Origin of the sequence: Celerinatantimonas diazotrophica (assembly GCF_004339545.1) — a bacterium.
GTDB lineage: Bacteria > Pseudomonadota > Gammaproteobacteria > Enterobacterales > Celerinatantimonadaceae > Celerinatantimonas > Celerinatantimonas diazotrophica.
On the sequence record NZ_SMGD01000012.1, the window covers coordinates 469,183 to 495,312 of the forward strand.

Here is a 26,130-nt window from a genome sequence, read left to right on the forward strand (position 1 = left end):
ATTGAGGAAAAGAATATGAGCGTTTTAGTAGGTCGTCCTGCTCCTGATTTTACTGCTCCTGCCGTCTTAGGTACTGGTGAAATCGTTGATAGTTTCAACTTTAAAGAAGCCACTAAAGGTAAAAAAGCGGTAGTTTTCTTCTATCCAATGGACTTCACCTTTGTCTGCCCATCTGAAATTATTGCTTTTGACCACCGTTTGGCTGAGTTCAATAAAAGAGGTGTTGAGGTGATCGGTGTTTCAATCGACTCTCAGTTTACTCATAATGCATGGCGTAACACTGCGACTAAAGATGGTGGTATTGGGGCTGTCAAGTTCCCACTGATTGCTGATGTTAAGCATGAAATTTGCCAAGCATATGATGTTGAACATCCTGAAGCCGGTGTTGCTTTCCGTGGTTCATTCCTGATTGATGAAGATGGTGTTGTTCGTCACCAGGTCGTGAACGATCTACCATTGGGTCGTAATATCGATGAAATGTTGCGTATGGTTGATGCTTTGGCATTTCATCAGGAAAACGGTGAAGTATGCCCAGCGCAATGGGAATCTGGTAAAAAAGGTATGAAAGAATCACCTGATGGTGTGGCTGCTTATTTGTCAGAAAATGCAGATAGCCTGTAATCTGATAAAATTTGCATTGCGCATAAAAAGCTCGCTTTACGCGGGCTTTTTAGTGGGTGTTTAGAAACGCAAAAAGTATTGTTACACAACCTTTAGTGCAAACTTACCCTTAAGGGCAGTTGGCTTAGCCGTGCTATTTGTCAAAGCAGATCTCAATGGTTGCGTGGCCATAGTCAGATGTAAAAGGCATTAGGATCTTTGCGCCATCAGTCTTATGCTGAATCGTATGGCCTGGGCCGGAGACAACGATGGGGGTTGCCATATCAAATTCATACCCTTGCTCAGCTAGAATGCGTTTGGCTCCACCTGTCACCATATTAGTAATTTCACCCACCATATCGGTCACTTCATCATTAATGGACTTGGGTTGTTCTCCTAACATGCGTCGCATGATTTCAAGAGACAATGACTTATCAAAGCTGACTGAAAAAGAGCCTTTTGTTGTTGGACCTATCATCCCAATGACACCAGAAACATCCCCTCGGGCAACGTCGTCTTTTTTAAGTTTCGGCGCTTGAGGCTTAAGTTCAAGCTGAGCCATGGTACTAATGACATTGAGTAATGAGCTTAAAAATGGGTTGACGAACTTTGCTTCCATAATCGTTTGATATCCTTCACCGAGAATATAGGCAGAATGCTAAATTCTACCATCCACCTCTTAAACCATAGTCAATATAACTGACGATGTGAATAAAGTTAAATTATGATGTCAGCATATCTTTATAGGATCAACTTATATGTGAGCTATTCGGCAGTAAAGTCAGTGAGTTAGGTTATTTTTTAGCTAATTTATTTAAATGGATAACGGGATTGTCCGAAAATAGATAGCGGTCATCTTGCTGATCACCATCAAAATTAGTGGCTTTAAAGAGCATCTCTTTGGTATTTTCCAGATGCTGCCAGGTGGTCAGTTTTGCTTCCCGAGGATCTTTACGCATCAGTGCTCTTAAAATCTGTTCATGATCCGATGTCCAACTGTCCATCGCTTTATCGTCAATATGAGAATGAAGTTTCAACCAGTAGGGATTTTGATCGCGATGCACCCAGAGATTCTCCGTAACAATCACGAGAACCGAATTTTGAGTTGCTTTGGCAACTTGGATATGGAATTGCTTATCCCAAGCTGAATCTCGTGCTCGGTCTTCATAACGGCCTTGTTCAACGATTCGAGTTAATTCTAGGATATCTTGCTTGGTAACCTGGGTTGCTGCAAATTCGGCAATATTACTTTCTATAAGCTGCCTGGCTTGTAATAGCTCAAATGGACCTGCGGTTAATAATCCATCATTGGCGTTTTCAGGTGTTTCAGCAACGGATGAGGCTTGAGATGCGATGATATGGATTCCTGAGCCTTTGCGGACTTCGACTAACCCTTCGACTTCCAGCATGATAATTGCCTCACGAATAACCGTTCGGCTGACATTCATCGTTTCAGCGATGAGTCGCTCTGCTGGTAGCCTATCTCCAACCTGATAAATGCCCGATGCAATCTGAGCTTTTAGATTGGCTGCAATAGATTGGTAGAGCCTTTTGGGATGAAAATTCGCATCGATATTGTTCACAGATCTAAATCCTACTCACAGATTCAACGAAGACATACTCTGAGGAGCTTATCTCCCCAGAGTAACGGGTTTTAATATAACCCAAATAACTTAGGTAAAAACAGACTCAATTCTGGAATATAGGTAATTAACAGTAACGATACGACCAGCGCCGCAAAAAATGGCAGCATTGGCTTAATTAAATTCTGAATTTTCAGATTAGCGACCGAGCAACCAACGAACAACGCACTACCTACAGGTGGTGTACATAAGCCAATACATAAGTTAACCACCATCATAATACCAAAATGTACCGGATCCATACCAATGCGAGTTGCAATGGGCAAGAAGATAGGGGTAAAGATCAGAACTGCCGGAGTCATATCCATAAATATCCCGACGATTAACAAGATAATGTTGATCATCAATAGAATCACAAAGGGGTTACTGGATACTGACAATAGCCCTTCGGCAATAGTATTGGGGATCTCTGCGTCTGTCATCACCCAAGACATTCCAACCGAGACGCCTATTAGCATCAATACGATAGACGTCATCACCACCGATTCAAGGATAATTTTAGGTAGTTGTTTCGGTTTGATCTCGCGATAGACAAACACAGATAGGATAAAGGTATAGACTACGGCAACTGCTGAAGCTTCAGTGGCTGTGCAAATGCCTGCTAAAATTCCACCCATGACGATCACGACTAACAACATACTGGGCAGCGCATCCAAGAATGCTTTAACAATCTGTTTGAAGGTTGGGCGTGGCGCAACTGGATAATTTCGGCGTTTTGCGATCACGGCACCCACAACCATGACAGCCAAGCCCATCAGGAGCCCTGGAATGTAACCTGCCATAAATAAGGCTGCAACGGACAAACCGCCAGCCGTTAAGGCATAGACAATTAACACATTTGACGGTGGAATCAACAGCCCGGTGATACAAGATGTCACATTAATTGCTGCTGAGTATGGCGCGGGATAACCCGCTTTTTTCTGCATTGGCGCCATGGTGCCGCCGACTGCTGCACATGCTGCAACCGCCGAACCCGAGATAGAACCGAACATCATGTTTGCCATGACGTTGACATGGCCCAGAGAACCAGGCATCCGACCGACGAGCACTTGAGAGAAGTTGATCAAGCGTTGGGCTATCCCGCCGTTGTTCATTAAAATTCCAGCCAAAATGAAGAATGGAATTGCCAATAACGAAAAGCTATCTAAGCCTGTTGCAACTTTTTGTCCCAAAATTGCTAAGGCAACCTGAGGCGGAAGTAAGGTAAAACATGCCAATAATGATGATAAGCCAATTGAAAACGAAATTGGCACGCCACTAAAGACCAATATAAAGAAGCTGCCGAACATAATCAGCGCCGTCAACCATTCCATATCCATTATGCTTGCTCCTCGTGAACGCCATCGTCAGGTTGATTAATATTGATAATTGCTTCGAAAATAAACAGCAGGCTGTAGTAGCACATAATTGAGCCCGCCAGAGGCAGAACGATATAGACGTAAGCCATGGGAATTTGCATAGCTGGCGACACTTGGCCACTTTGCATCACGCGAGTTGCTAAATGAATGCCGCCCCAAATCATTGCGCTAGCGGCAAATGCTAAAACACAAAGATTGGTATAAATGGTGCACATTTGTTTTTTTATGCCCGTAAGATGAGCAACCGCTAAGTCTATTGCCAAGTGACGTTGCGCGCCGACGGTATAAGCTGCGCCTAGCAAGCCTACCCAGATCATACTAAAACGTGCGAGCTCATCGGTGAAGGTACTCGGGGCGTTAAGTATCCAGCGGCTAAATACCTGCCAGACAACGCAGATCACCAAAGAGGTCATAACAACAATACAAATTGTAGCAACGACTAAATCAACGGGTTTTTTAAAGGATTCCAGACGCATTTTATACTCCTGCATAACCGGACATGGGGGTCCGGCTGTTTCGTCTTTGGGAAGATGACTATTTAACGGCCTCGATTTTGTTGAGCCATTTCGATTTAACAGGATCTTTTTTAAATTCATCCCAAAGTGGTTTCATGGCTTGTTGAAATGCTGGTTTATCAACTTTGATGAAAGTTGCTCCGAGTTTAATGGCCTCTGCTTTCGATTTTTGAACCTGAGCAGTCCACAGTTTTTTCTCGTATTTTTCAGAGTCACGAGCCGCTTGTTTGACGATTTCTTGTTGCTCAGGGCTGAGCCGTTGCATCGCCATGGTTGAGATGGCTAGAAAATCGGGGACGGCGGTATGCTGGTCTTCTGAATAGTATTTCGCAATTTCAACGTGGCGAGTCTGAACATAAGACGGAATATTGTTTTCTGCCGCATCAACCACACCTTGCTGGAGTGCGGTATAGACTTCACCAAATGGAATTGGCGCTGGCGAGCCACCTAGTAATTCAACCATTTTGTTGGTTGTGGGGGTTGAGACCACCCGAATTTTCAGACCTTTTACATCTGCGGGTTCACGAATTGGTTTTTTACCGTAGAAGCTTCGCGTTCCTGCTTCATACGCCGCTAATAAAACAAAACCATTTTTCTTTGGTAGTTGTTCTAGTGCATGTCCGACTGGACCAAACACGACTTTGTCAAAGTGCTCTGGGCTGCGGAACAGATAAGGCAAGCTAAAAATAGAGAAAGCTGGCTCAAATGGTTCTAACTCGCTGGCACTGACTTTCGTCATGGACAGGGCGCCTTGTTGAAGCATTTCCAAAGTCTGACGTGGCCCACCCATTTGGCTATCGCCATAGATCCGAACTTTTACTTTGCCATTGGTTTTATCACTGATCTCTTTAGCCATATGGCGCAGTGTGACAGCAACCACGTGGTCAGCTTGCAGGTTGTGTGCAAGTTTTAGGGTGACTGCTTGAGCAGACAAACTGGTCATTGTGAGAGGCGCTGCGAGCAGTACACTCAGCGATAAGGCTTTCATTTTCCATTCCATAAAACTAATACCCCATTTGTAAAGGTTAGAGATAGGTTCGTTAGACAATACCAATCGATGGGAACGTCCTGTCCTATAAATTATTCCGCAGTAATATAATTGGTATAATATATATTAAAGTTGAGAACCATCACATTTTTAAGGGCCTTTGTGGGTGGATAGCGTATATCCGCTATAAAATAGATTTAGATCACGTTTTTTAGCGCTTTTTAGTCAACTTATATGACTAATCTTCTCTGAGTTATATCCGTTTATATGAAGTTAAATGAGCGTTATTTTAATGTTCTGAAGCAGAGCTTGTTAGAGTTAATAATTTTAACTATATGATTTATTTTATATTAAAAAATTTATAAGGATTCTGTTTATAGCTTAACTGACGAGTATTGGCAGATTTTTTTCATTCTGACAGGAAAAACCATGGTTTTTATTTGGTTTATAGATAGCTAAATAATTTAACGGTCCAAAGTTGGCAATGAGCTATTTGATTCACTGTATCTTGTAACGTTGTGGATTGAGACCCGTGGTATTAGCTTAGGGAGAGGATTGTCAGGTATTGATTCAGCTTGTTTTCTTCTGAAATTGGCGCGTTAGTTGAATCTTTTCAAATAAATATACTCGTTCTATATGGGCGTGCTTTGAATCATGGAAACTGGTTTTACAGGGGAGTCTTCGCGACTGCCAAGAAGTTCTATGAGGTTGGGGGAGGCGATCATCGGTCTTTCTGGCGAGCGATTATTTCAGCATAAAATCTATTTGAACAGATGGAGTCATGACCTTTCTCTTCTATTTTAGATATGTGTTCGCAGCGGTATTTGATTGATTTTTTGGATTATATCGTGAACGAGAATTTGTGGTTGCTCATCATGTCATTTATTTTAGTTATTGGTATAACAATTAGGTTTGAATTACTTACATATTTTTAATCGCTGAGAGAAATATTGAAAAAGTGATTTTAGTCAGCAAAGGCGACATGATTGCCGTTAATCTGTGATGAAACTAGCAAAAAAGAGAATATCCGTAGACAGTGTTTAGAAGAAGTAGAATAATTGGTATAACAAATTTATGGCTGCAGTATGGCTGCGATCAGCGATTAAGCAACCTAGCAGGGACTTTTGCATCTTTTATTGGAGTGAATCATGAGCTCGTTTTTGACTGAAGACTTCTTACTCGACACCGATTTTGCCCGGCATCTTTATCATGACTTTGCTAAAGATCAGCCAATTTTTGATTTCCATTGTCACCTTCCACCCGAACAAATTGCGCAAAATTATCAGTTTAACAACCTTTATGATATTTGGCTGAAAGGGGACCATTACAAATGGCGAGCAATGCGTTCTAATGGTGTCGAAGAACGTTTTTGTACTGGTGATGCAAGTGACTACGAAAAATTTAAAGCCTTTGCAGCGACTGTTCCTTATACCATTGGTAATCCAATTTTTCACTGGACTCACTTAGAGTTGCGTCGTCCTTTTGGTTTAACTGATCGCCTCTTATCGTTAAAAACAGCGGATTCAATCTGGCACGAGTGTAATGAACGACTCGCACAGCCAGAGTTTTTTGCCCGCGGTATCATGGAGCAAATGAATGTCAAAATGGTTGGTACAACAGATGATCCAGCCGATTCGTTGGAATATCACTCGCAGATTGCTCAAGACAGTGATTTCAACGTAAAAGTTCTGCCATCTTTCCGCCCTGATAAGGCTTTTAAAATCGATGCGCCAATCTTCGTTGATTACCTGACCCAACTCGGTCAAGCCGCAGATGTCGAAATCAATCGTTTTACTGATTTAACCACGGCACTTTCTAAGCGCCTGGATCATTTCCAAAAATTAGGTTGTAAGATTGCAGACCATGCGTTGGATACGGTTCCTTATGGTGAAGCTGATGAAGCCTCACTGGATCAGATGATTGCCGATCGCCGTGCAGGTAAAACGTTAAACAAAGAGCAAGTTGCTGCCTTTCAAACTGCGGTGTTGTTGTTCTTAGGTCAAGAATATCATCGTCGAGGCATGGTTCAGCAGTATCATATTGGCGCGCTGCGCAATAACAACTCATTTCAGTTGGGGCAATTAGGTCCTGATACTGGTTTTGATTCTATTCACGATGAACCCATTGCCGCTAATTTATCCAAGTTACTGGATTCTCAGGCAACCACAAACCAGTTACCCAAAACGGTTTTGTTCTGTTTGAACCCTCGCGATAACGAAGTTCTGGGAACCATGATCGGTAACTTTCAGGGCGATGCTATTCCAGGAAAAATGCAGTTTGGATCAGGCTGGTGGTTCAATGACCAAAAAGATGGCATGCAGCGTCAAATGACTCAACTCGCGCAGCTGGGCTTGTTAAGTCGTTTTGTAGGGATGCTGACCGACAGCCGCAGTTTCCTTTCTTATACACGTCACGAATATTTCCGTCGTATCCTCTGTCAGATGATAGGGCATTGGGTCGCAGCGGGCGAAGCGCCCAATGATCTGAAATGGCTAGGGTCAATGGTCGAAGATATCTGCTTTAATAACGCGCGCCATTATTTCGGCGTTGAACTGGGTGAATAAGTCTGCGTCTTGCTCAATGGAATGGTAAACAATATATGAAACGATTAAATCGCAAAGACTTTCCAGGCGCGAGTTATCCTGACAAAGTGATTCAATTTGGCGAAGGGAATTTTTTACGGGCCTTTGTTGATTGGCAGATTGATAAACTCAATGAACACACCTCATTCAATGGGGGGGTGGTTATTATTCGGCCGCTTGATAGTCATTTCCCACCCAGCCTGAATGAGCAAGATGGACTGTATACGACACTGATTCGAGGGTTAAACGAAGCTGGGAAGCCCGTTCGTATGCCTCGTATTATTCGCAGTGTTAATCGCGAATTGAGCTGTTATCAGCAGTTTGATGAAGTGCTGTCGCTGGCATGCGATGAAAATATTAAGTTTTTGTTTTCTAACACGACTGAAGCCGGCATTAATTACCATGCCGGCGATAAATTCAGCGATACCCCCCCGATCAGTTATCCGGCTAAATTGACGCGTTTACTGTTTGAACGTTTTAAGCATTTTAATGGTGCGAAAGATAAGGGGTTCATTCTACTGCCTTGTGAACTGATTGAGCACAACGGTGATCAGCTGAAGGCGCTCGTTGAGCGCTATGCCAAAGAGTGGGGATTGCCACAGGCGTTCATTCATTGGTTGGAGCATGATAATACCTTCTGTTCAACGCTGGTGGATCGAATTGTGACCGGTTTTCCGGGGGATGAACAGGCGGCCCTTGAACAAGAATTTGGTTATCAAGACCAGTTTATTGATACGGCTGAATACTTCTATTTGTTCGTGATTGAAGGTCCACAATCATTAGCTCAAAGTCTGTGCTTGCATGAGCTGAGCGATAACCAAAAATTAAATATCAAGATTGTTGATAATATCCAGCCATACAAAGACCGCAAAGTGGCTATCTTAAATGGGGCTCACACGGCAATGGTTCCGGTTGCGTATCTTGCTGGGCTCGATACGGTGGGGGATTCCATGGCTGATGAACAGCTTCATGCATTTGTGCATCGTGCTATTTTTGATGAAATCATTCCCACACTGAACCTGCCAAAAGATGAGTTGGAATCATTTGCAAATGATGTTTTGTCTCGTTTTAAAAACCCGTTTATTAAACATCAGCTATTGTCGATTTCACTCAACAGCATGACGAAATATCGTACCCGGATTCTGCCTCAGCTGTTACGTTTTCAAAAGCAGCACCAGCAGCTGCCTAAATGTTTAACATTTGCTCTGGCTGCGTTATTGGCGTTTTATCGCGGGGAACGTCATGGTCAACCCACGCCCCTTAAAGATGATGAAAAATGGTTGACGTTTTTCTCCGACAGTTGGGAGAAAATGCAAATGGGCGAGTTATCATACGCCGCTCTGGTGAGCGCTGTGTTAAGCGATTCAGGCCATTGGGAACAAGATTTAACGCTCGTTCCGGGGCTTGCTGAACAGGTGACTGAATCTTTGCAGCAGATTGTTGAAAAAGGTGTTCGTGAAGCACTGACTGCTGCTTTAAGGGGCGCATGATGCAATCTGTCATCCAAATCCATCCGCGTGACAATGTTCTGGTTGCGCTGCAAGAGCTCAAAGCTGGTGATGTCATCCACCATCAAGGGCAACAAATCACGCTGGGCGATGATGTTCCCAGAGGCCATAAAATTGCGCTGCATGCGTTAGCTGAAAATGCGCAAGTGATTAAATATGGTCAGGCAATCGGCCATACATTAACAGAAGTTGGCGCTGGTGAACATCTGCATGCTCATAATGTGAAAACGAATCTGAGCGACTTGGATCGTTATGACTATGAACCGATTAATGTTTCATTGAAAGCACCGATGGCTGATCGTGATGTTATACTTTATCGTCGCCCTGATGGACAAGTCGGTGTGCGTAACGAATTGTGGATTGTTCCCACGGTTGGCTGTGTTAACGGCATGGCTAAACAGATGATTAAGCGGTTGGAAAAAGAGGAAGATCTCTCGGCTATCGACGGTGTGCACCTGCTTGAACATACTTACGGCTGCTCTCAGTTGGGTAACGATCATCTCACAACCCGAACTATTTTACAGGATATGGTGAAACACCCGAATGCCGGTGGGGTATTAGTGGTCGGTTTGGGCTGTGAAAACAATCAGATCGATGTCTTTAAAGAAACGCTGGGTGACCATGGTGACCGTGTTCGTTTTATGATTTGCCAGGATCAGCTTGATGAAGTTGAGTATGGCGTGAATCAGCTTAAAGAACTGTTAGCACTGATGAAGCAGGATGAACGTCAGGCTGGTCACCTCAGCGAGTTACGTTTTGGTCTTGAATGTGGCGGCAGTGATGGTTTCTCTGGCATTACCGCCAACCCGCTATTGGGCGCTTTTTCTGATTACCTCATTAGCAATGGCGGAACCACCGTTTTAACTGAAGTTCCAGAGATGTTTGGGGCTGAACGTCTTTTGATGTCTCGCTGTAAAGATCAAGAAACGTTTGAAAAACTAGTTGCTATGATCAATGACTTTAAAAGTTATTTTATTGAACACAAACAGCCGATTTATGAGAATCCATCGCCAGGAAATAAAGCGGGTGGGATTTCAACTCTTGAAGATAAATCGCTAGGCTGTACTCAAAAGTCAGGCCAGAGTCAGGTCATCGATGTACTTCACTATGGGGAACGCTTAACTCAACATGGTCTGAACTTACTCAGTGCGCCAGGGAATGATGCGGTTGCAACCAGTGCTTTGGCGGCAGCCGGGTGCCATATGGTGCTCTTTACTACCGGCCGGGGAACGCCATACGGCGGACCTGTTCCAACCATGAAAATTGCGACCAATACCGATCTGGCAAATCGTAAACCGCATTGGATTGACTTTAATGCCGGGGCGCTGTTAGAAGGGGTAACGATGGATGAGTTATTGACTCAGTTTATCGATAAATTGGTGACTTTAGTCAATGGTCAGCCGACGCGTAACGAAGTGAACGAGTTTAAAGAATTGGCTATTTTTAAATTAGGGGTGACATTGTAAGTTATATCACTTATCGGTTGAAAAATTGGGTTTACTCTCTTAAGGCATCCGCAAGGGTGCCTTTTTATATCCTCTTGTTATGGGCAAGGCGTGATCTAACTATTCTCTTTAGTTAGAAAATGATAACTAAAGGCGCCTTGTTGATCATGGTCCGAAGTGGCTATAATGGCCCGCTATTGATTTATGCGGCAGTTTATTATGTTCAGTTGGATTGTTGATCCGAATGCCTGGTTAGCGTTGGGAACGTTAACATTGTTAGAAATTATACTTGGCATGGATAACATTGTGTTCTTAACGCTGGTTGTTGCTAAACTTCCTGAACGCCAACGAGGCAAGGCCCGGCAAGTTGGTTTGTTAGCGGCCATGTGTATGCGGTTGCTTTTATTGTCTCTGGTAGCATGGGTCAGCCATCTGTTACATCCGCTGTTCTTTATTGCTGGAAATGGGGTCTCTGCTCGTGACTTGCTGATGTTATTTGGTGGTTTATTTTTGTTGTGGAAAGCGACCACCGAAATTTATGAAACGATCGAAGGGGAAGAGGAGAGTGAACCTCGCGGTGCCACTTCATTTTTAATGGCGATTATTCAGATTATGTTACTGGATATTGTCTTTAGTTTGGATTCAGTTATCACCGCAGTTGGACTCTCACCCCACCTATTTATCATGATGGCGGCCATTGTGATTGCTGTCTTTATGATGATGTTGGCAGCTAAATCGATTGGCGATTTTTTAGAAAAATATACCTCAGTCAAAATTTTGGCCTTGGCATTTTTGCTGTTAGTTGGTTTTACTCTGATTTTAGAGGGCGTTCATATTGACGTGCCTAAAGGGTACATCTATTTTGCGATGTTCTTTTCCATTAGTGTGGAAATCCTCAATTTATTGTTTAAACATCGCCAGCAAAATTAGCCGACCGTCAGGCACCATTGAAAAACTGCGCTTTTAAGCGCAGTTTTTATTTATGAGGTTTGTTAGTGGTGTGTTTTATCTACTTCTGATTCTGAGGAATCATTTTCTGCTTGGTGTTGCTGAATATCAGAGGTTAATTCCTGATTATCAATCTGTTCAGCATCATGCAATATTTCTACGATATCCGAGGCGGCTTCTGGGACATTTTCAACCACTGCAGCGGCAATTTTAACCGCATCTTTAGGATGATTTTCCACATAATGGGCGACTAGCTCAGCAGCTGATTCCTGATAAGCTTCAAGATCGGCTGGACGCATTGGCTCTTCTTCAAGTTCTTCGTCCGGTTCTGGGAATTCAAGCTCATCATCGATTGGCTCATCATCTTCTTGTGGATACTGATTCGCAATGGCTAGCACAATATCTTGAAGTTTGTCTGGTCGATGATCACTGAGCCAAGCGACTAACTCAGCGGTTTGTTCTGGGGCATTGCTGGCCAGAGCATCGGCAATATCCTGGCTAAGTTCTGGTGCGGCTTGGACGATAGCGCTATATAAGCGACCCACTTCGATATCATCTATTTGTGCCAATCGGGTACAGAGTTCGGCTGCTTTTTCAGGGGCCGTTTGGGCAATTTCAATCGCCATTCGAACAGCTGCCGCAGGACTTTGTTCGGCAATGGTTGCGGCAACCTGAGTTTCTAAATTATCAGGTGTTTGTGAGTCATCTTGTGGAATACGTGGGTCAAGATCATAGAGCGCTGAACCCGCTTCGGTATGCATGACAAAGCTTTCCTGGACATGGATCGGCAGTGCCTCACGAGCGCGCATTCGATAGATCACAAACCCTAGCAGTGCTAATTGCGTGAATATTAGAAAACCGAACAGCGAGACATCCCCAAAATGTTGCATGACATAAGAAGCACCCAGTGGCCCGACAATATTACCCAATGCGTAAACAATTAATAATCCACCCATCGCCGCCGCCATATCTGATTTTTGAACGCGGTCAAAGGTTTCCGAAATACTCAATGGATAAAGACAGGTGAAAATGCCATTGGCAATCCCCGTTGTAACCATCATGACCGTTTCTAGCTTATATTGCGCGGCGATTGGGATAAAAATGGTCGAGACCATATTGAGTATGAGCAGAAAAAATAACACGGTTCGACGGTCAAAACGATCTGATAGAATTCCGATCGGAAACTGTAAAACAAACGACCCCATTACGGCTGCTGCCATAAATAACGACAGCATAAAACCCGTAATTTGTTGATGCGATGCAAACAGTGGCAGCATATTCATCAATGCACCGTAGAGCAGGCCACTGGAAAAACAGCTGATGACGCCAAGCGGGGATTTTGTAAATAATGTGATCACTGACATGCTCGTGGTTTCATGAACTTCTGGGCCTTTACGGCGGCTCATGACCAATGGAATTAATCCAGAACAAAATAAGATGCCACTGATGACAAATAAGGTCGGGGTATTAATCGGTGCCAGATTAATCATAAACTGGCTGACAAACATCGCTGACATCACCGTGATCTGGCTGATGGCTAAAATTTTACCACGGTTAGTGTCGCTGGCTTCATCGCTGAGCCAACCGTCAATGGCAGCAAATGTACAGGCACTACAAAATCCAAGGATGGTTCGAAACAGCGCCCACATCCAAGTATTATCAGTTAAAGAAAAGGCTAGAACACTAATGGCTCCTAATGAAGCGCAAGCGGCAAACATTCGGATATGGCCCACACGGGCGATAAGCTTTCGGCTATAAATGCCACCAATTAGCATCCCGACAGCATACATGGCTAGGACTAAACCGATGGTACTCGTGTCCAGTCCTGCCCATCCCATTCGCACGGGAAGAACAAGGCCGATCAGGCCAAATCCCATCATAGTGATAAAACAACTGACAAATAGCGAAATTAATGGGATAAGCGTGACAACCACAATCCATCCTTATATAACGAGCCGATGTTGTCTGAATTAACAACAGTTCTTAGTGTAGCTAGCTTGTTAATACTTTTTCAACCGATTAAACACGTTAATCCACCAAGTTAGTGCAATCGTTCGATGTAAAGAAGGGGTTTTTGATAAAAATAGATCAATGGCGGGAATAGAGTGTTGATTGTAAAGGCCCTGCCTTAGAGGCAGGGCTTGGTTTAACTAAATGCGTAGTTTTAAGACATTTGCACTAATTTCTGGTGTGACATCATTATTTTCACCTAAAGCAACCATACCGTGTGCTTTGAGTTGCTCGGTTAGTGGTTCAATTGTTGCTTCATCCAGATCATAGTCACTCAAGCGAGTGCCAATCCCCATTTGCTGGAAGAACTCTTCGGTTTTAGCAATCGCTTGATCGATCATTTCGTCATCACTACCTTCAGTGATATGCCAAACACGCTGTGCATACTGTTTGAGTTTCGCGGCTTTGCTCTCTTTACGGATTTGTAGCATGCCGGGTAACACAATCGCGAGTGTGCGGGCATGATCAATACCATGCATTGCGGTGAGCTCATGACCAACCATATGAGTGGCCCAGTCTTGTGGTACGCCTGCGCCAATGAGTCCGTTGAGCGCCATGGTTGCCGACCACATTAGATTGGCACGAACATCATAATTATTAGGTTCTGCTAATGCTTTAGGACCTACTTCGATCAGTGTTTGTAAAATACCTTCGGCAAAACGGTCTTGGATCATCCCTTCGACTGGATAGGTCAAATACTGCTCAACAGTGTGGACAAAGGCATCGACAACACCATTGGCAATTTGCCGTTCTGGAAGTGTATAGGTTTTTGTCGGATCCAGAATTGAAAATTGAGGATAGACTAATGGACTGCGAAATGGCAGTTTCGCATGTTTGCCTTTATGGGTGACAACACCACCATTGTTCATTTCTGAACCTGTTGCGGGTAAGGTTAGTACGCTACCAAAGGGTAATGCTTGGGTAATGTTCGTCCCATAATTTTCCAAAATGGACCATGGATCTTTCTCGTCATCAAAGCATGCGGCTGCGGCAATAAATTTCGTGCCGTCGATAACTGAACCACCACCAACAGCTAATAGAAAGTCGAAACTTTGTGCTTTAATCATTTCGACAGCTTTGATCAATGTTTCGTATGTTGGATTGGGTTCAATACCTCCAAATTCAGCAACTTGGCGTTGTCCTAATGCGGCTTTGACTTCGTCTAAGGTCCCAGTTTTTTTGGCACTTTGTCCACCATAAAGCAACAAAACTTTAGCGTCTTTGGCAAGCAACTCATCGAGTTTTGCAATGGTCTTGTCACCAAATACGATTCGAGTTGGATTATAAAAATCAAAGTTATTCATGTTCCAAACCTTTTTGTTGAACGGAGAGGGAGTTGGCCAAAAAGTGCACTTAGTTAATCATCTAAGCGACTATGTTAAGCCATTTTTTTGTCGTTGACATAGCCAGTTTGAAAGGCTCGTCATTACGATAAACTTTTACCTGCAAACTCGCACCAAGCCAGAGCTGGTACAAGATCTGGGCTACTTCCCGACTTCCTTGCGAGGTAGAATGCTGCTGTATCAGCTGTGTCTTATCCAATAAGGCACTTAAGCGAGTGATAATTTGTTCGATTCCGGAGTGTAATGCTTGACGCATCGCTTCAGAGAGATCACTCACTTCTGCTGCTAGCTTAACCACTAAACAGCGATGCGCATGTGAGTGATAGCTCTGAGTTGTTTGCCAGTTCTGCCAATACGCGAGTAGCGCTTGCTCAGCAGTTAATATGCTTTCGCCTTGGGTTAATTGCTCAAACTGCTGGAGATACCTTGTAAAGTAATGCTCTAAAAGGGCAACACCAAATGCTTCTTTGGAGCCGAAGTAATGGTAAAACGACCCTTTAGGGACCTCTGCTGCCTGTAGCAGTCCATTAATACCAACGGCCGAAAATCCTTTCTGACTGACAATGACTTCAGCTGTATCTAAAATATACTGGCGAATATCTTTTTTACTCATAATATTAATGTACCATAAATTAGACCAGTCGTCTATATTGTGCTGGTTTTCAGCCAATCGATTTGCTTGGCCTTGAGGCAACCTACGTGGCTTGAACTAAACCTGATAGGGGGTAGTTTAGAGGATTTAACTGCATATCCAAAGTATATTGGTCGAGTTATAGGGGATATTGCCTATTTCTTTGCTCCTATTGTAGAGCTAACTTTAAGCCTCCTATGTCTTAAGCGACTTATTATTTCTTTTCAAACAGGCTTATTATGATGAAATTCAACCTTATCTGCGCTGCTTGCAGTGCAATTTTGATTAGTCAGTTTGCTAACGCCGATCAGTTTAATAATTTAGGTGTTGGCTATGGAATCAGTGGCGATCAGCACCAAGGAACGGTTGAATTTAATAAAACAATTATGCCGAATATTTATATTGGTGCCGATGCGAACTATAACAAAGATCGTCATCATGATTCGAGTCATGCTGATGCTTTGGGCGCTCATATTGGTGGTTATGTGCCATTTGGCAATAGCGGTATACAAGGCTATGGGGAAGTCGGCTATACCTCAGTGAATAACCACGGCGCTTTAAAGCAAATCCGGGGTGAAAATCTGAATTTGTTTCATACCGAGCTTGGGGTGACTGGGCCATTAACACCGAGCACTTTCTATAAAGTTTATGGTGAAGACAATATCAATATGGGTTCTCATGAGAAGGTCAATTATCAGACTGCTTTTGGGGGCGAAGTTGGTTATCACTTTTTACCCGATGTCACCTTTAACCTAGGGGTTAAACACAATAATACTAACTACCGTGGTGACCGTTCATCCGATAGTGATGACATGGTATATATTAAAACTCAGTATATGTTTTAACCGTATCAAGCCCACATTTCGTTCATGAATGTGGGCTTTTTCCATCCGCAACTTAGCTGCGCTATTGCTCTTTGTCACTCGTTTAAATCATCAATCAATGATTGCAGGTTAATGTTGGCGATTTTTTCAATCCATTTCAGCACACCATTGTTAGCCGCGTCATAATCAGGTGCCCCTGATATAGTGAAAAGCACATGTTTTGCGAAGCGTCTTTACTTTTAGGGGGCGTCGGTTCTATGGTCAGTCACTGAAGCTTTTGTTGATAGTCAATCTATAAAGCAAGTGGAATTGACCCAAATATTGGCTAGATCGCATGACTTTATTGGCGTGAAACTGAGTTGCGGCATAGTTTTTCAAGTTCAGCAAGCTCAAATGTCGTTAGACTCGGTGAAAATAAAGTTTCATTAAGAGCGAAAAAACAGGAGCTCACTGTCCATCGCTGCATCTATGATGATGAGCAACTGACGGTGTGGACAAAAAAAGACTGAGGCAATGGATGTCTCAGTCTTTTCGTGCCAATATCAGTTGCAAACAGGGAATTTGATTGTAAGCGGTGTGTTAAACATCGCTTTGATGAAAGTTCTGATAGCCGAGTTCAAAACGTTCTTGAACCTCATCAGAGGCTTGGGTCATTTTCGATACGATCCAGATGACCAACGAGCAAGCAATAAAGCCTGGAATAATTTCATAGAGACCGGTATGTAACGCTTTCCAAACCACGACTACAACCGCTCCAGCTATCATGCCTGACAACGCACCTGCTGATGTCATTTTTTTCCATAGAACCGAGAAAATGACCACGGGACCAAATGCCGCACCGAAACCTGCCCAAGCATAGGAAACTAGATTGAGCACACTGCTTTTCGGATTCTGGGCAATAGCTATCGCAATAATTGCCACCACTAACACCATCAATCGGCCTAACCAAACCAGCTCTTTTTGTGAGGCTTTAGGACGAATGAAGCCTTTGTAAAAATCTTCAGTGATCGCACTTGAACATACCAATAACTGGCAGCTTAAGGTTGACATAATGGCGGCTAAAATTGCAGAAAGAACGACGCCTGCGATCCAAGGGTTAAATAATAAAGAGCTAACCGCAATGAATACACGTTCATTATTGATACTCGTTTTCCCATTGACGGTAACATCCATGACATGTGTCAGTTCGGGATGAACGCTGAAATAAGCTAGACCGAAATAACCGACTGAACAGGCCCCCAGCAAACAAAGAATCATCCAGGTCATACCGATTCGACGGGCTTTGACCATTGATTTGACTGAGTCGGCAGCCATAAATCGAGCTAAAATGTGGGGTTGTCCAAAATAGCCTAATCCCCAAGCGGCAGCACTAATGATGCCAATCGCCGATGTGCCAAAGAAGAAGTTGCCATAGTGTTTACCACTGGCTTCTGACGCTGCTGTGATAGCTGATTGCAGTTCATGCATGCCACCTAAATTGAGGTAGACCATCACTGGGGCCAACAGAAGCGCAAAAAACATCAACGATGCTTGCATCGTATCTGTCCAGCTCACAGCTAAGAAACCACCAATAAACGTATAAACAATAGTTGCCCCTGCGCCTAACACCAGTGCCATCTCATAACTCATTCCCGGGAATAAACTCTGAAATAACTGACTTCCTGCGACAATCCCGGACGCACAATAAATGGTGAAAAAGAACAAGATAATGGCCGCGGAGATAATTCGAATCGATTTATTCTGGGCCCCAAAGCGGTGATGGAAATATTCCGGTAGCGTTAACGCATCATTGTTCACCTCGGTATGAGCACGAATTCGGCCAGCGACAAAATACCAGTTTAAATAAGCTCCGATGACGAGTCCGATCGCAATCCATGACTCACTCAAACCCGCTGCATATATTGCTCCGGGTAACCCCATCAACAGCCAGCCTGACATGTCAGAAGCGCCGGCGGACATAGCAGTTACAAAACTCCCTAAACTTCGTCCTCCTAGAATATAGTCCCCAAAATTTCGTGTTGCAAAGTAAGCGATGAATCCGATCAGCAACACGCTGACCAAATAAATCCCGAAAGTGATATAGATAGGATTAGAAAATTGCACGATAGAAAAACTCCCTTTTTGATGTCTTATAAATGCCGTGTCTGCTTTTCAACCATACATCAAGTGATTTTAATTGTTAAATTCAGATTGCAGAAAAGTTACGCATCTGTACCTTGTATCGCAAAAATGTTGAGATAAAAGAAAGTGCGTAGCCATGTTTCGGTTGATGTAACACTCGGATATGATGAGCGTCCATTGGTGCTTGACCGCTGGAACTTGATACTGAAAGACCTGTGAGCGAATAGCTGACTGAGTCACACAGATGAGTTTGCCTGCCCTTGCTGATAAACTCGGTGTATCCAACATGGCCTTCCAAAGCGAACCCTAGTCTTTCGGATCGTTTTCCGAAAGTTCGGGATTCGCGATATACTATGCCATTTCTTTTTTGAGCTGAACAGTGTCACTACATTTACTGGCGTTACGTGTTCCATTGTAACGTGGGTAACTATTTTTAAATTATATAAAAAATGGCTGAGATTTGTTAAGAATGAGCCAACAGCAGAGTAGAGATAAATCTATGCAAGACAGTCAGTTAGCCAGTAATATTGATGCATCATTAAGTTGTAGATTTAGCGTGGCCCCGATGCTCGATTGGACCGATCGTCATTGTCGCTATTTCCATCGCTTACTGACTAGCCGAACACAGCTGTATACCGAAATGGTCACCACTGGCGCTATTTTGCATGGGAAAGGTGACTATTTGTTGTTTAATGAGATGGAGCAGCCGGTTGTGTTACAGCTTGGGGGAAGTTCGCCAGAAGACTTGGCTAAATGTGCTCAAATTGCCCAACAGCGTGGTTATCAAGAAATTAATTTAAATGTCGGTTGTCCATCTGATCGCGTTCAAAATGGGCGGTTTGGCGCCTGCTTAATGGCTGAGCCGCAGCTGGTGGCCGATTGTGTGAAAGCGATGCAAGATAGTGCTGCGATTCCGGTGACGGTCAAAACGCGAATCGGTATTGATCATCAGGATAGCTATCTGTTTCTTACCGATTTTATTGAGACTGTTGCCACTGAAAGCCAGTGTCAAAATTTTATTGTTCATGCTCGAAAAGCGTGGCTGCAAGGCTTAAGCCCCAAGGAGAATCGGGAAATTCCCGAGCTGGATTATGAGCGTGTTTATCAACTGAAGCGTGATTATTCGCATCTGAATATTAGCATTAATGGGGGGATCTCAAACCTTACACAAGCGCTAGTGCACCTTGAACATGTTGATGGAGTGATGGTGGGGCGTGCCGCTTACCAAAATCCATATCTACTGGCTGATGTTGACCGTCAGATTTTTGCCGATCATGGTAAATTGCCAGTCAGCCGCGAACAAGTTGTGGAACAGATGATCCCTTATATTGAAGCTCATTTAGCACAAGGGGGGCGATTGCAACATATTACTCGTCATATGCTCGGTTTATATCAAGGTGTCCCCGGGGCTCGGCGTTGGCGCCGTCACCTCAGCGAAAATGCTCACCACACTGATGCAGGTGTGCAAGTTCTGGTGGATGCCATGAAACAACTGGGTCTTAGTTAAGCGGCGGGTTAAATTTAGTAAAATAGATCTGGCATATAGTTTGCTTTCTAGCTTGTAACGTCATGGGTTTGACAATATAAGGGAGAGCTTTTATGCGTTGGTTAAAGCAAGCGTTAGCTCGCTTAAATATTCTAGAAATGTTATTGGCTTGGTTTGGTTGTGGGGCGGTGTTTTTTATTCTGATCCCTCAATCATACTGGCCTGTGAGTATTGCACCTAATTACCTTTTGATTGCTTGGGCGGGGGCTTTGCTAAGTCTGTCTTATTTTGTCGGACGGTTGTTTATCCGTTGCTGGGCCGTGGTTGATGGATTTTGGCGGAAGCGATTGAATCGGCGCAATATGGAGTCGTTGATCCATTGTCTTGATCATACTGAACGCGCTATTTTGCGCGAATTTGTGATTCGTCGTACCAGTGTTTTGAAACTACCGGTGGCAGAACCAGCTGTTGTAAATCTGTTGAATAATGGTGTGCTGGAGATGAACGATTCACAGCAGATGATTGAGCAACATGAGCGTGTCGAATGTATGATCTCATTGGCTGCTCGGCCGTTATTAAGTTATCGAGTGCTTTCTTTACCTGTCGGTAATTTGACAGAAGATCAGCTTGATAAGCTTAAGAAAATGCGACCTGCATTTTTGCAACCCGACTATCAGTCCAATCGAACCTACTCCGGCAAAGTCTTTCGGATTCGGACCATTGGCTCGAATACAAGCGAAAGGCCAACTGAATTAATCAATCAACAGCATCCTCCGATCGCATCTTAAGCAACGACCAGAGCGATGAACCACCAGTATTTTTGTCAGTTGCTGGTGGTTGATCATCTGCTTTATTAACGATGTCTTTAGATAATACTGCTGACTATATTCACGAGTATCGTGTACCGTTCGATGACTAGCGAACAGATTAATTGGTTCGTCCAATCAAATAATCACTGTAATCGGGGATCTGTGTGACAAATTTCTCACCGAAGTATTCGCAGGCAATGAGAAAGTCTGCAGAGGCTTCATTAATGGCTACAGGAATATTCCAGACGGTGGTGATACGTAGCAATGCTTTCACATCTGGATCATGAGGCATGGATTCCAGTGGATCCCAAAAGAAGATGAGAACGTCAATTTTGCCTTCGGCTATCATTGCACCTAGCTGCTGATCGCCCCCCATTGGACCACTGTACAGGCAGTTAACATCGAGCCCAGTTTTCCTTAACAGCGAACCAGTGGTTCCTGTTCCATAGAGTGTATGTTGGGTAAGCGTATCCTGATTTCGCGCGCACCAGCGCATTAACGCTGGTTTTTGATTATCATGAGCAACCAGTGCAATGTTTTTTTGCGACTCGAGAGTCCTCTCGATTGTTTCCATTGATGTACCTGCTTGATGAGTCATGTATTTTAAATCATCTTACCTGCTTCTTTACTGTTTGGGTAATGTCTTACCGCGAAGATGATGATTTTTGTGATATGTCTATAGTCAATAAGATAGCGTCATTCGTCTGACTCAATGAGTGCAGCGATTGAACCGCTGCACCGTGATTAAAAAGGGGGGTTATTTTTGGTGGATAGCGATATAGCGTTTATGTTTGCTTGGTTTAAGTTGTGCAACATCCACTAACACTAAACCATCGACACACTGTTTAAAATTGGGGTCAACATTAAAATCAATAAACTGAACCCCACCTGGTTCACACAGTTCGGTGTATTGCTTATATAAGGTTGGAATGGCACATCCCATGTTGGCTAATGCTGATTTGAGTAGCGCAAAATCCTTTTGATAGTCATTGCCTTCAAATTTTAAGCTCAGCGTCTGGCGGATCTGTTTTTCTAAAAGATACGGGTTGCGTGAGCGAGCGAGGACAAAATCTGAAGCAAAATATTGCTGATAAAAATACACTAATAGATCGCGAGCTTGCGGTGGGAGTTGGGCACTGATACTAACTGGACCAAATAGATAGCGGTATTGAGGGCGTTTTGCTAAAAATGCACCAATGCCTAGCCACAAATAATCTAAACTTCGTCGGCCCCAATAGCGGGGTTGAACGAAGCTTCTTCCTAATTCAATTCCCGATTTGAGGAACGCACAGTTGGAATGCTGATATTCAAACAAACTGTGGCTATAAAGCGCATTAAGGCCTTTTTCCTGAATAGCTTTAAAACTGTCGACCAGCCGATAGGCGCCAACAATTTGTTGGTCTTGTGGGTGCCACAAGATCAAATGCATATATTCGGCATCATAGTGATCCGTATCACTGCGCTGGCCGGTGCCTTCGCCAACAGTGCGAAATGAGTACTCGCGTAATCGCCCTAATTCTGCCAATAAACTTTCGGGATGGTTTTTTTCAGAGAGGTAGATCAATTGCCCATCGGGAGTTTGTCCAAGGTTGATTAATTGATTGACATCCTGAGCTAACTTTTGTCGAGGCTGTGGATGGACGATAGCCGCTTCGGTTTGAAATAATCCTTTTTTCCCCGCACCCACTCGGTAGGTGTGTTTGCGCAATAATTGTGCTCGAGTAGATAGATCGATATTAGGGTGACTATAACTATGATGTGGAATCGGTTCCCCAATAACCAGATCGATCGTTTGGCCTCGATGCCAGAACATCTCTCGCACCAGTAAGATGGTTGATAATGACTTATTCAGCATTGAGCATAGATAAAATAAGCTGCTATTACGCGCTTTGACACAGATCGGAAGGATCGGTGCCTTGCTCTTATCTGCCATTTTGACAAAACCACGTTGCCAGCGACAATCCTGTTGACGCAGGTGTTTCAAACGTGAGACTTCTCCAGCGGGAAAAACAATCAAAGCACCTTGCTGTTCCAGATGTTCATGTAACTTTTCCAATTGATCACGGCGACTGCGTCCAGTCATATTATCAACCGGTAGAATGAGTGATTCAATCGGTGCTATGGCACTCAACATCTGATTGGCAATGATTTTGACATCGCTTCTGATCTGTCCGACGAGGTGCAGCAGAGCCAATCCATCCAGTGAGCCAATAGGGTGATTAGCGACAATAATCACGGGACCTTCAGATGGGATCCGTTCGCGATGACTGCTTGAGACCTGATAACTAAAGTCCAGCTCGTTAAAGGCTTGGTCAATAAAGGCCAGCCCGCTAAGTTGCGGGTGCTTTTGTTCAAAACGTTGAAAGGTTTCCTCAAAAAGAACTTTTTTTAGAAAGTATTTGAGTAATGAATAGCAGCGGGGTTTTTCCTGAACTGCTGGGTAATAATCCTGTATGATTTTGTCGACAGAAAACATAGCCATCCTCCTGATGTTCCAGCATCAGGCTACGAAGCTTTGATTGCATTTTGGTCACAAAATAATGGAAGTTTTATGACAAAATACTCATTCAGCTGACGATGACCAGTCTCTGATGTGTTATCAGGAACTCACATGTGATAAATCTGCAGCTTTATCAATGCTTGACGAGTAGCCTTTATTTAATACTAGATAATGCCTTGAACAGTCGATTCTTCCTCACTTTAAGCTCATGCTATAAATGTAGCACAGGCTCGCGGGAGCATGATCTTGGCAAGTATCTTAGTTATCGAGCACTATGGGGGAGTGGGGGAATGCGATGGTGGCCAGAAAATAAAAAAGCCAGTCCTAAAACTGGCTTCGTAATAACCGTCAATGTATTTAAGGACGGAACATCCTTCAATTATAGAACGTGAACTGAAGATGTGTTGGTTGTGCCTGATGGAACTAAGGCACCAGATACCATCACTACGATGTCGCCTGTTTGGGCCATTTCGGTTTTAAGTGCTAATTCTTTACCGATTCGGTAGAAATCATCAGTGCTATCAATTTTATCAACTAAATAGGGGAAAATACCTTTAGAGAGACATAACTGTTTAGCAACTTTTTCGTTTGTTGTAACTGCTAAGATGTTTGCCTGTGGGAAGTATTTACGAATAGATTTAGCTGATTTACCACCGCGAGTTGCAACAACAATCAGAGGTGAACTCAGTTTTTCTGAAGTTTCTACTGCACTTTTACATACAGCTTCAGTAATGCGCAGGTGGTTGCTGTCGTGAGCAGGGTCAAGACGTGATGTCATGACGGCATCAGTACGTTGACAGATCGTTGACATGATCCCAACTGCTTCAGCAGGGTATTTCCCTTTCGCTGACTCGCCTGATAGCATCACTGCATCGGTACCATCTAAGATAGCGTTTGCAACGTCGCCGGCTTCGGCACGTGTTGGGCGAGGATTTTTGATCATGGAATCAAGCATTTGCGTTGCAGTAATAACTACTTTGCGAGCTTGGTTACATTTTTCAATCATCATCTTCTGAGCGAAGATAACTTCTTCAACAGGGATTTCAACGCCGAGGTCACCACGAGCAACCATGATACCGTCAGAAGCGGCTAGAATTTCATCGAAGTTGTCCAGACCTTCTTGGTTTTCAATTTTTGAGATAATCTGGATACTTTCGCCGCCATTTTGTTTGAGCCATTCACGAATAGCTAAAACGTCTTCTTTTTTACGGATGAAAGAGGCAGCAATGTAGTCAACACCTTGTTCACAACCAAATACGAGGTCGCGTTTATCTTTTTCCGCTAATGCTGGCAGGCTAACACTGACATTTGGCAGGTTAACGCCTTTGTTTTCACCTAGGTCACCATTGTTGAGTACTTTACAAGTTACTTCTTCTTCAGTAACTGATGTGACTTCCATTTCCAATAAACCATCGTCAACCAGAACGATGTTACCTGGGCGCAGGTCGTGAGCTAGACCGGTGTATGTGACTGCAACACGTTCGTTGTTGCCGATAACACTTTGATCTGTTGTGAAGGTAAACGTTTGACCTGTTGTTAAAGAGACATCCTGACCACCTTCAAGTTTCATGGTACGGATTTCAGGACCTTTCGTATCTAATAAGATGGCCAGCGTTTTACCTGTTTCAGCCATGATTTCACGAAGGCTTTTGATTCGACCCCCGTGTTCTTCGAAATCCCCATGGGAGAAGTTCAAACGCATGACGTTCATGCCCGCGTCCACTAATTCACGGAGTTTTTCTTTAGGTTCGGATTTAGGTCCGATAGTACAAACGATTTTAGTTTTTTTCATGGAAAAATATCTCCAGATGAGAAGTTCAGTCTTAAACCTCGAAGTATTATACAGAATTGATTAGGCAATTATGTAGAAAAATTACAACAAACCTAATTTTGATCAATAATTATTGCCTATCAATTTAAATTTATAACAGGTAAAAAAAACCCGCTGTTATCACAGCGGGATGTTGTTATTCCTGTTCTACTTCCCCACAAAAGCGATAACCCTCTCCGTGGATGGTCGCTATGATCTCTGGTGTTTCGGGGACCGACTCGAAATGTTTACGAATACGGCGAATCGTTACATCTACTGTGCGATCATGGGGTTTGAGTTCACGCCCAGTCATTTTTTTGAGAAGGTCCGCTCGCGTTTGAATTTGTCCTGGATTTTCCACGAAGTGGAGCATTGCTCTAAATTCGCTTCTAGGCAGTTTGTAACTGTCGCCATTAGGGCTCACTAATGATCGACTATTTATGTCTAGGATCCACCCGTTAAAGTGATAGGTTTCAACGGGATGACTTTCATCATGCGGGCCTTGTACATTGAGTGTACGGTTTAGCAAGTTGCGAGCACGAATCGTTAACTCACGAGGGTTAAACGGTTTGGTGATATAGTCATCAGCACCGATCTCAAGCCCAAGAATTTTATCGACTTCATTATCACGACCCGTTAAAAACATGAGTGCAATCTGTTCTCTATCGCGTAGCTCACGCGCCAGAAGTAGTCCGTTTTTCCCCGGCAAGTTAATATCCATGATAATCAGATGAATTGTGTTGTTCGCCAGCAGTTCGTTCATTTCCGAGCCGTCATTTGCTTCTAGAACATGATACCCTTCTGCTTCAAAAATACTCTTAAGAGTATTGCGTGTGACCAGTTCATCCTCGACAATCAAAATATTTGGTGTCATGGTCTTCCTCAATAATGGAAATAAAAAACTTTTACGTTTAGCTGGGTTAAGTCCTAGGCCAGCCTCTAATCTTTGGCTGTTATACGGCTATTGTTGACGTGGTGTTAAATATCTCTGTGACTCAACCATCCTTTA

At 43.5% G+C, this 26,130-nt stretch carries 21 protein-coding genes; 8 read left to right on the plus strand and 13 right to left on the minus strand.

Annotation, left to right across the window (positions count from 1 at the left end; all coding sequences use genetic code 11):
* The first annotated feature begins 15 nt into the window (after positions 1 to 15).
* Positions 16 to 621: a peroxiredoxin gene (locus EV690_RS08380; protein WP_131912531.1), complete on the plus strand. Its 606-nt coding sequence runs from the start codon at positions 16 to 18 to the stop codon at positions 619 to 621.
* A gap of 133 nt (positions 622 to 754) precedes the next feature.
* Here the strand turns inward: EV690_RS08380 and EV690_RS08385 are convergent, their stop codons facing one another.
* The 5 genes from EV690_RS08385 to EV690_RS08405 all read right to left on the minus strand — a co-directional run bounded on the left by EV690_RS08385 (position 755) and on the right by EV690_RS08405 (position 5,104).
* Entirely contained in the window at positions 755 to 1,219 is a 465-nt protein-coding gene (locus EV690_RS08385) for a chemotaxis protein CheX (protein WP_131912532.1), read from the minus strand.
* Between the two features lie 175 nt (positions 1,220 to 1,394).
* Positions 1,395 to 2,183, minus strand: coding sequence for a transcriptional regulator ExuR (exuR, locus tag EV690_RS08390; protein WP_131912533.1), 789 nt, complete (start codon positions 2,181 to 2,183; stop codon positions 1,395 to 1,397).
* Positions 2,184 to 2,254: 71 nt separating this feature from the next.
* Positions 2,255 to 3,556: a TRAP transporter large permease gene (locus EV690_RS08395; RefSeq protein ID WP_131912704.1), complete on the minus strand. Its 1,302-nt coding sequence runs from the start codon at positions 3,554 to 3,556 to the stop codon at positions 2,255 to 2,257.
* Positions 3,557 to 3,561: 5 nt separating this feature from the next.
* Entirely contained in the window at positions 3,562 to 4,077 is a 516-nt protein-coding gene (locus EV690_RS08400; protein WP_131912534.1) for a TRAP transporter small permease, read from the minus strand.
* A 58-nt stretch (positions 4,078 to 4,135) separates the two neighbouring features.
* Positions 4,136 to 5,104 carry a TRAP transporter substrate-binding protein gene (locus EV690_RS08405; protein WP_396022834.1) on the minus strand — a complete coding sequence of 323 codons (969 nt, stop codon included), beginning with the start codon at positions 5,102 to 5,104 and terminating at the stop codon, positions 4,136 to 4,138.
* A gap of 1,148 nt (positions 5,105 to 6,252) precedes the next feature.
* On the opposite strand from EV690_RS08405, the gene uxaC reads away from it, so the two are divergent.
* The 4 genes from uxaC to EV690_RS08425 all read left to right on the plus strand — a co-directional run bounded on the left by uxaC (position 6,253) and on the right by EV690_RS08425 (position 11,569).
* Positions 6,253 to 7,668, plus strand: coding sequence for a glucuronate isomerase (gene uxaC, locus EV690_RS08410; RefSeq protein WP_131912536.1), 1,416 nt, complete (start codon positions 6,253 to 6,255; stop codon positions 7,666 to 7,668).
* Between the two features lie 35 nt (positions 7,669 to 7,703).
* On the plus strand, positions 7,704 to 9,176 hold the full coding sequence (locus EV690_RS08415; protein ID WP_131912537.1) for a tagaturonate reductase: 1,473 nt from the start codon (positions 7,704 to 7,706) through the stop codon (positions 9,174 to 9,176).
* Positions 9,176 to 10,660: a UxaA family hydrolase gene (locus EV690_RS08420; protein ID WP_131912705.1), complete on the plus strand. Its 1,485-nt coding sequence runs from the start codon at positions 9,176 to 9,178 to the stop codon at positions 10,658 to 10,660. Before EV690_RS08415 ends, EV690_RS08420 begins: the two co-directional genes overlap by 1 nt.
* 195 nt (positions 10,661 to 10,855) lie before the next feature.
* On the plus strand, positions 10,856 to 11,569 hold the full coding sequence (locus EV690_RS08425) for a TerC family protein (RefSeq protein ID WP_131912706.1): 714 nt from the start codon (positions 10,856 to 10,858) through the stop codon (positions 11,567 to 11,569).
* A gap of 62 nt (positions 11,570 to 11,631) precedes the next feature.
* Here EV690_RS08425 and EV690_RS08430 read toward each other — a convergent pair whose 3' ends face one another.
* The 3 genes from EV690_RS08430 to EV690_RS08440 form a co-directional block, all read right to left on the minus strand.
* Positions 11,632 to 13,521: an MFS transporter gene (locus tag EV690_RS08430; RefSeq protein WP_131912538.1), complete on the minus strand. Its 1,890-nt coding sequence runs from the start codon at positions 13,519 to 13,521 to the stop codon at positions 11,632 to 11,634.
* A 216-nt stretch (positions 13,522 to 13,737) separates the two neighbouring features.
* Complete coding sequence (locus EV690_RS08435) at positions 13,738 to 14,901, minus strand: iron-containing alcohol dehydrogenase (protein ID WP_131912539.1); 1,164 nt, start codon at positions 14,899 to 14,901, stop codon at positions 13,738 to 13,740.
* A gap of 61 nt (positions 14,902 to 14,962) precedes the next feature.
* Entirely contained in the window at positions 14,963 to 15,553 is a 591-nt protein-coding gene (locus EV690_RS08440; RefSeq protein ID WP_131912540.1) for a TetR/AcrR family transcriptional regulator, read from the minus strand.
* A gap of 257 nt (positions 15,554 to 15,810) precedes the next feature.
* On the opposite strand from EV690_RS08440, the gene EV690_RS08445 reads away from it, so the two are divergent.
* Entirely contained in the window at positions 15,811 to 16,416 is a 606-nt protein-coding gene (locus EV690_RS08445) for a hypothetical protein (RefSeq protein ID WP_131912541.1), read from the plus strand.
* 558 nt (positions 16,417 to 16,974) lie between these two features.
* On the opposite strand, the gene putP is transcribed toward EV690_RS08445, so the two are convergent.
* Entirely contained in the window at positions 16,975 to 18,498 is a 1,524-nt protein-coding gene (gene putP / locus EV690_RS08450) for a sodium/proline symporter PutP (protein ID WP_224054924.1), read from the minus strand.
* Between the two features lie 517 nt (positions 18,499 to 19,015).
* On the opposite strand from putP, the gene dusA reads away from it, so the two are divergent.
* Together dusA and EV690_RS08460 are read left to right on the plus strand one after the other, a co-directional pair.
* The gene (dusA, locus tag EV690_RS08455) at positions 19,016 to 20,023 is read left to right on the plus strand and encodes a tRNA dihydrouridine(20/20a) synthase DusA (RefSeq protein WP_224054923.1); all 1,008 of its coding nucleotides are present in this window, start codon (positions 19,016 to 19,018) and stop codon (positions 20,021 to 20,023) included.
* A 92-nt stretch (positions 20,024 to 20,115) separates the two neighbouring features.
* Positions 20,116 to 20,790 carry a super-infection exclusion protein B gene (locus tag EV690_RS08460; protein WP_131912543.1) on the plus strand — a complete coding sequence of 225 codons (675 nt, stop codon included), beginning with the start codon at positions 20,116 to 20,118 and terminating at the stop codon, positions 20,788 to 20,790.
* Positions 20,791 to 20,929: 139 nt separating this feature from the next.
* On the opposite strand, the gene EV690_RS08465 is transcribed toward EV690_RS08460, so the two are convergent.
* From EV690_RS08465 to arcA, 4 genes are all read right to left on the minus strand, one after another.
* Positions 20,930 to 21,385, minus strand: a complete 456-nt coding sequence (locus EV690_RS08465) for a methylglyoxal synthase (protein ID WP_131912544.1) — start codon at positions 21,383 to 21,385, stop codon at positions 20,930 to 20,932.
* Positions 21,386 to 21,568: 183 nt separating this feature from the next.
* Entirely contained in the window at positions 21,569 to 23,287 is a 1,719-nt protein-coding gene (gene olsF / locus EV690_RS18795) for a bifunctional ornithine lipid synthase OlsF (protein WP_131912545.1), read from the minus strand.
* A 403-nt stretch (positions 23,288 to 23,690) separates the two neighbouring features.
* Positions 23,691 to 25,103, minus strand: a complete 1,413-nt coding sequence (gene pykF, locus EV690_RS08475) for a pyruvate kinase PykF (protein WP_131912546.1) — start codon at positions 25,101 to 25,103, stop codon at positions 23,691 to 23,693.
* Positions 25,104 to 25,278: 175 nt separating this feature from the next.
* Entirely contained in the window at positions 25,279 to 25,995 is a 717-nt protein-coding gene (gene arcA, locus EV690_RS08480) for a two-component system response regulator ArcA (protein WP_131912547.1), read from the minus strand.
* Between the last annotated feature and the right edge of the window lie 135 nt (positions 25,996 to 26,130).

Bases quoted from the DNA above. Each gene is read 5' to 3' on its own strand.
- EV690_RS08380 (WP_131912531.1), top strand. From the start codon at position 16: ATGAGCGTTTTAGTAGGTCGTCCTGCTCCTGATTTTACTGCTCCTGCC.
- EV690_RS08385 (WP_131912532.1), bottom strand. From the start codon at position 1,219: ATGGAAGCAAAGTTCGTCAACCCATTTTTAAGCTCATTACTCAATGTC.
- EV690_RS08395 (WP_131912704.1), bottom strand. From the start codon at position 3,556: ATGGAATGGTTGACGGCGCTGATTATGTTCGGCAGCTTCTTTATATTG.
- EV690_RS08400 (WP_131912534.1), bottom strand. From the start codon at position 4,077: ATGCGTCTGGAATCCTTTAAAAAACCCGTTGATTTAGTCGTTGCTACA.
- EV690_RS08405 (WP_396022834.1), bottom strand. From the start codon at position 5,104: ATGAAAGCCTTATCGCTGAGTGTACTGCTCGCAGCGCCTCTCACAATG.
- uxaC (WP_131912536.1), top strand. From the start codon at position 6,253: ATGAGCTCGTTTTTGACTGAAGACTTCTTACTCGACACCGATTTTGCC.
- EV690_RS08415 (WP_131912537.1), top strand. From the start codon at position 7,704: ATGAAACGATTAAATCGCAAAGACTTTCCAGGCGCGAGTTATCCTGAC.
- EV690_RS08420 (WP_131912705.1), top strand. From the start codon at position 9,176: ATGCAATCTGTCATCCAAATCCATCCGCGTGACAATGTTCTGGTTGCG.
- EV690_RS08435 (WP_131912539.1), bottom strand. From the start codon at position 14,901: ATGAATAACTTTGATTTTTATAATCCAACTCGAATCGTATTTGGTGAC.
- EV690_RS08440 (WP_131912540.1), bottom strand. From the start codon at position 15,553: ATGAGTAAAAAAGATATTCGCCAGTATATTTTAGATACAGCTGAAGTC.
- EV690_RS08445 (WP_131912541.1), top strand. From the start codon at position 15,811: ATGATGAAATTCAACCTTATCTGCGCTGCTTGCAGTGCAATTTTGATT.
- dusA (WP_224054923.1), top strand. From the start codon at position 19,016: ATGCAAGACAGTCAGTTAGCCAGTAATATTGATGCATCATTAAGTTGT.
- EV690_RS08460 (WP_131912543.1), top strand. From the start codon at position 20,116: ATGCGTTGGTTAAAGCAAGCGTTAGCTCGCTTAAATATTCTAGAAATG.
- EV690_RS08465 (WP_131912544.1), bottom strand. From the start codon at position 21,385: ATGGAAACAATCGAGAGGACTCTCGAGTCGCAAAAAAACATTGCACTG.
- olsF (WP_131912545.1), bottom strand. From the start codon at position 23,287: ATGTTTTCTGTCGACAAAATCATACAGGATTATTACCCAGCAGTTCAG.
- pykF (WP_131912546.1), bottom strand. From the start codon at position 25,103: ATGAAAAAAACTAAAATCGTTTGTACTATCGGACCTAAATCCGAACCT.
- arcA (WP_131912547.1), bottom strand. From the start codon at position 25,995: ATGACACCAAATATTTTGATTGTCGAGGATGAACTGGTCACACGCAAT.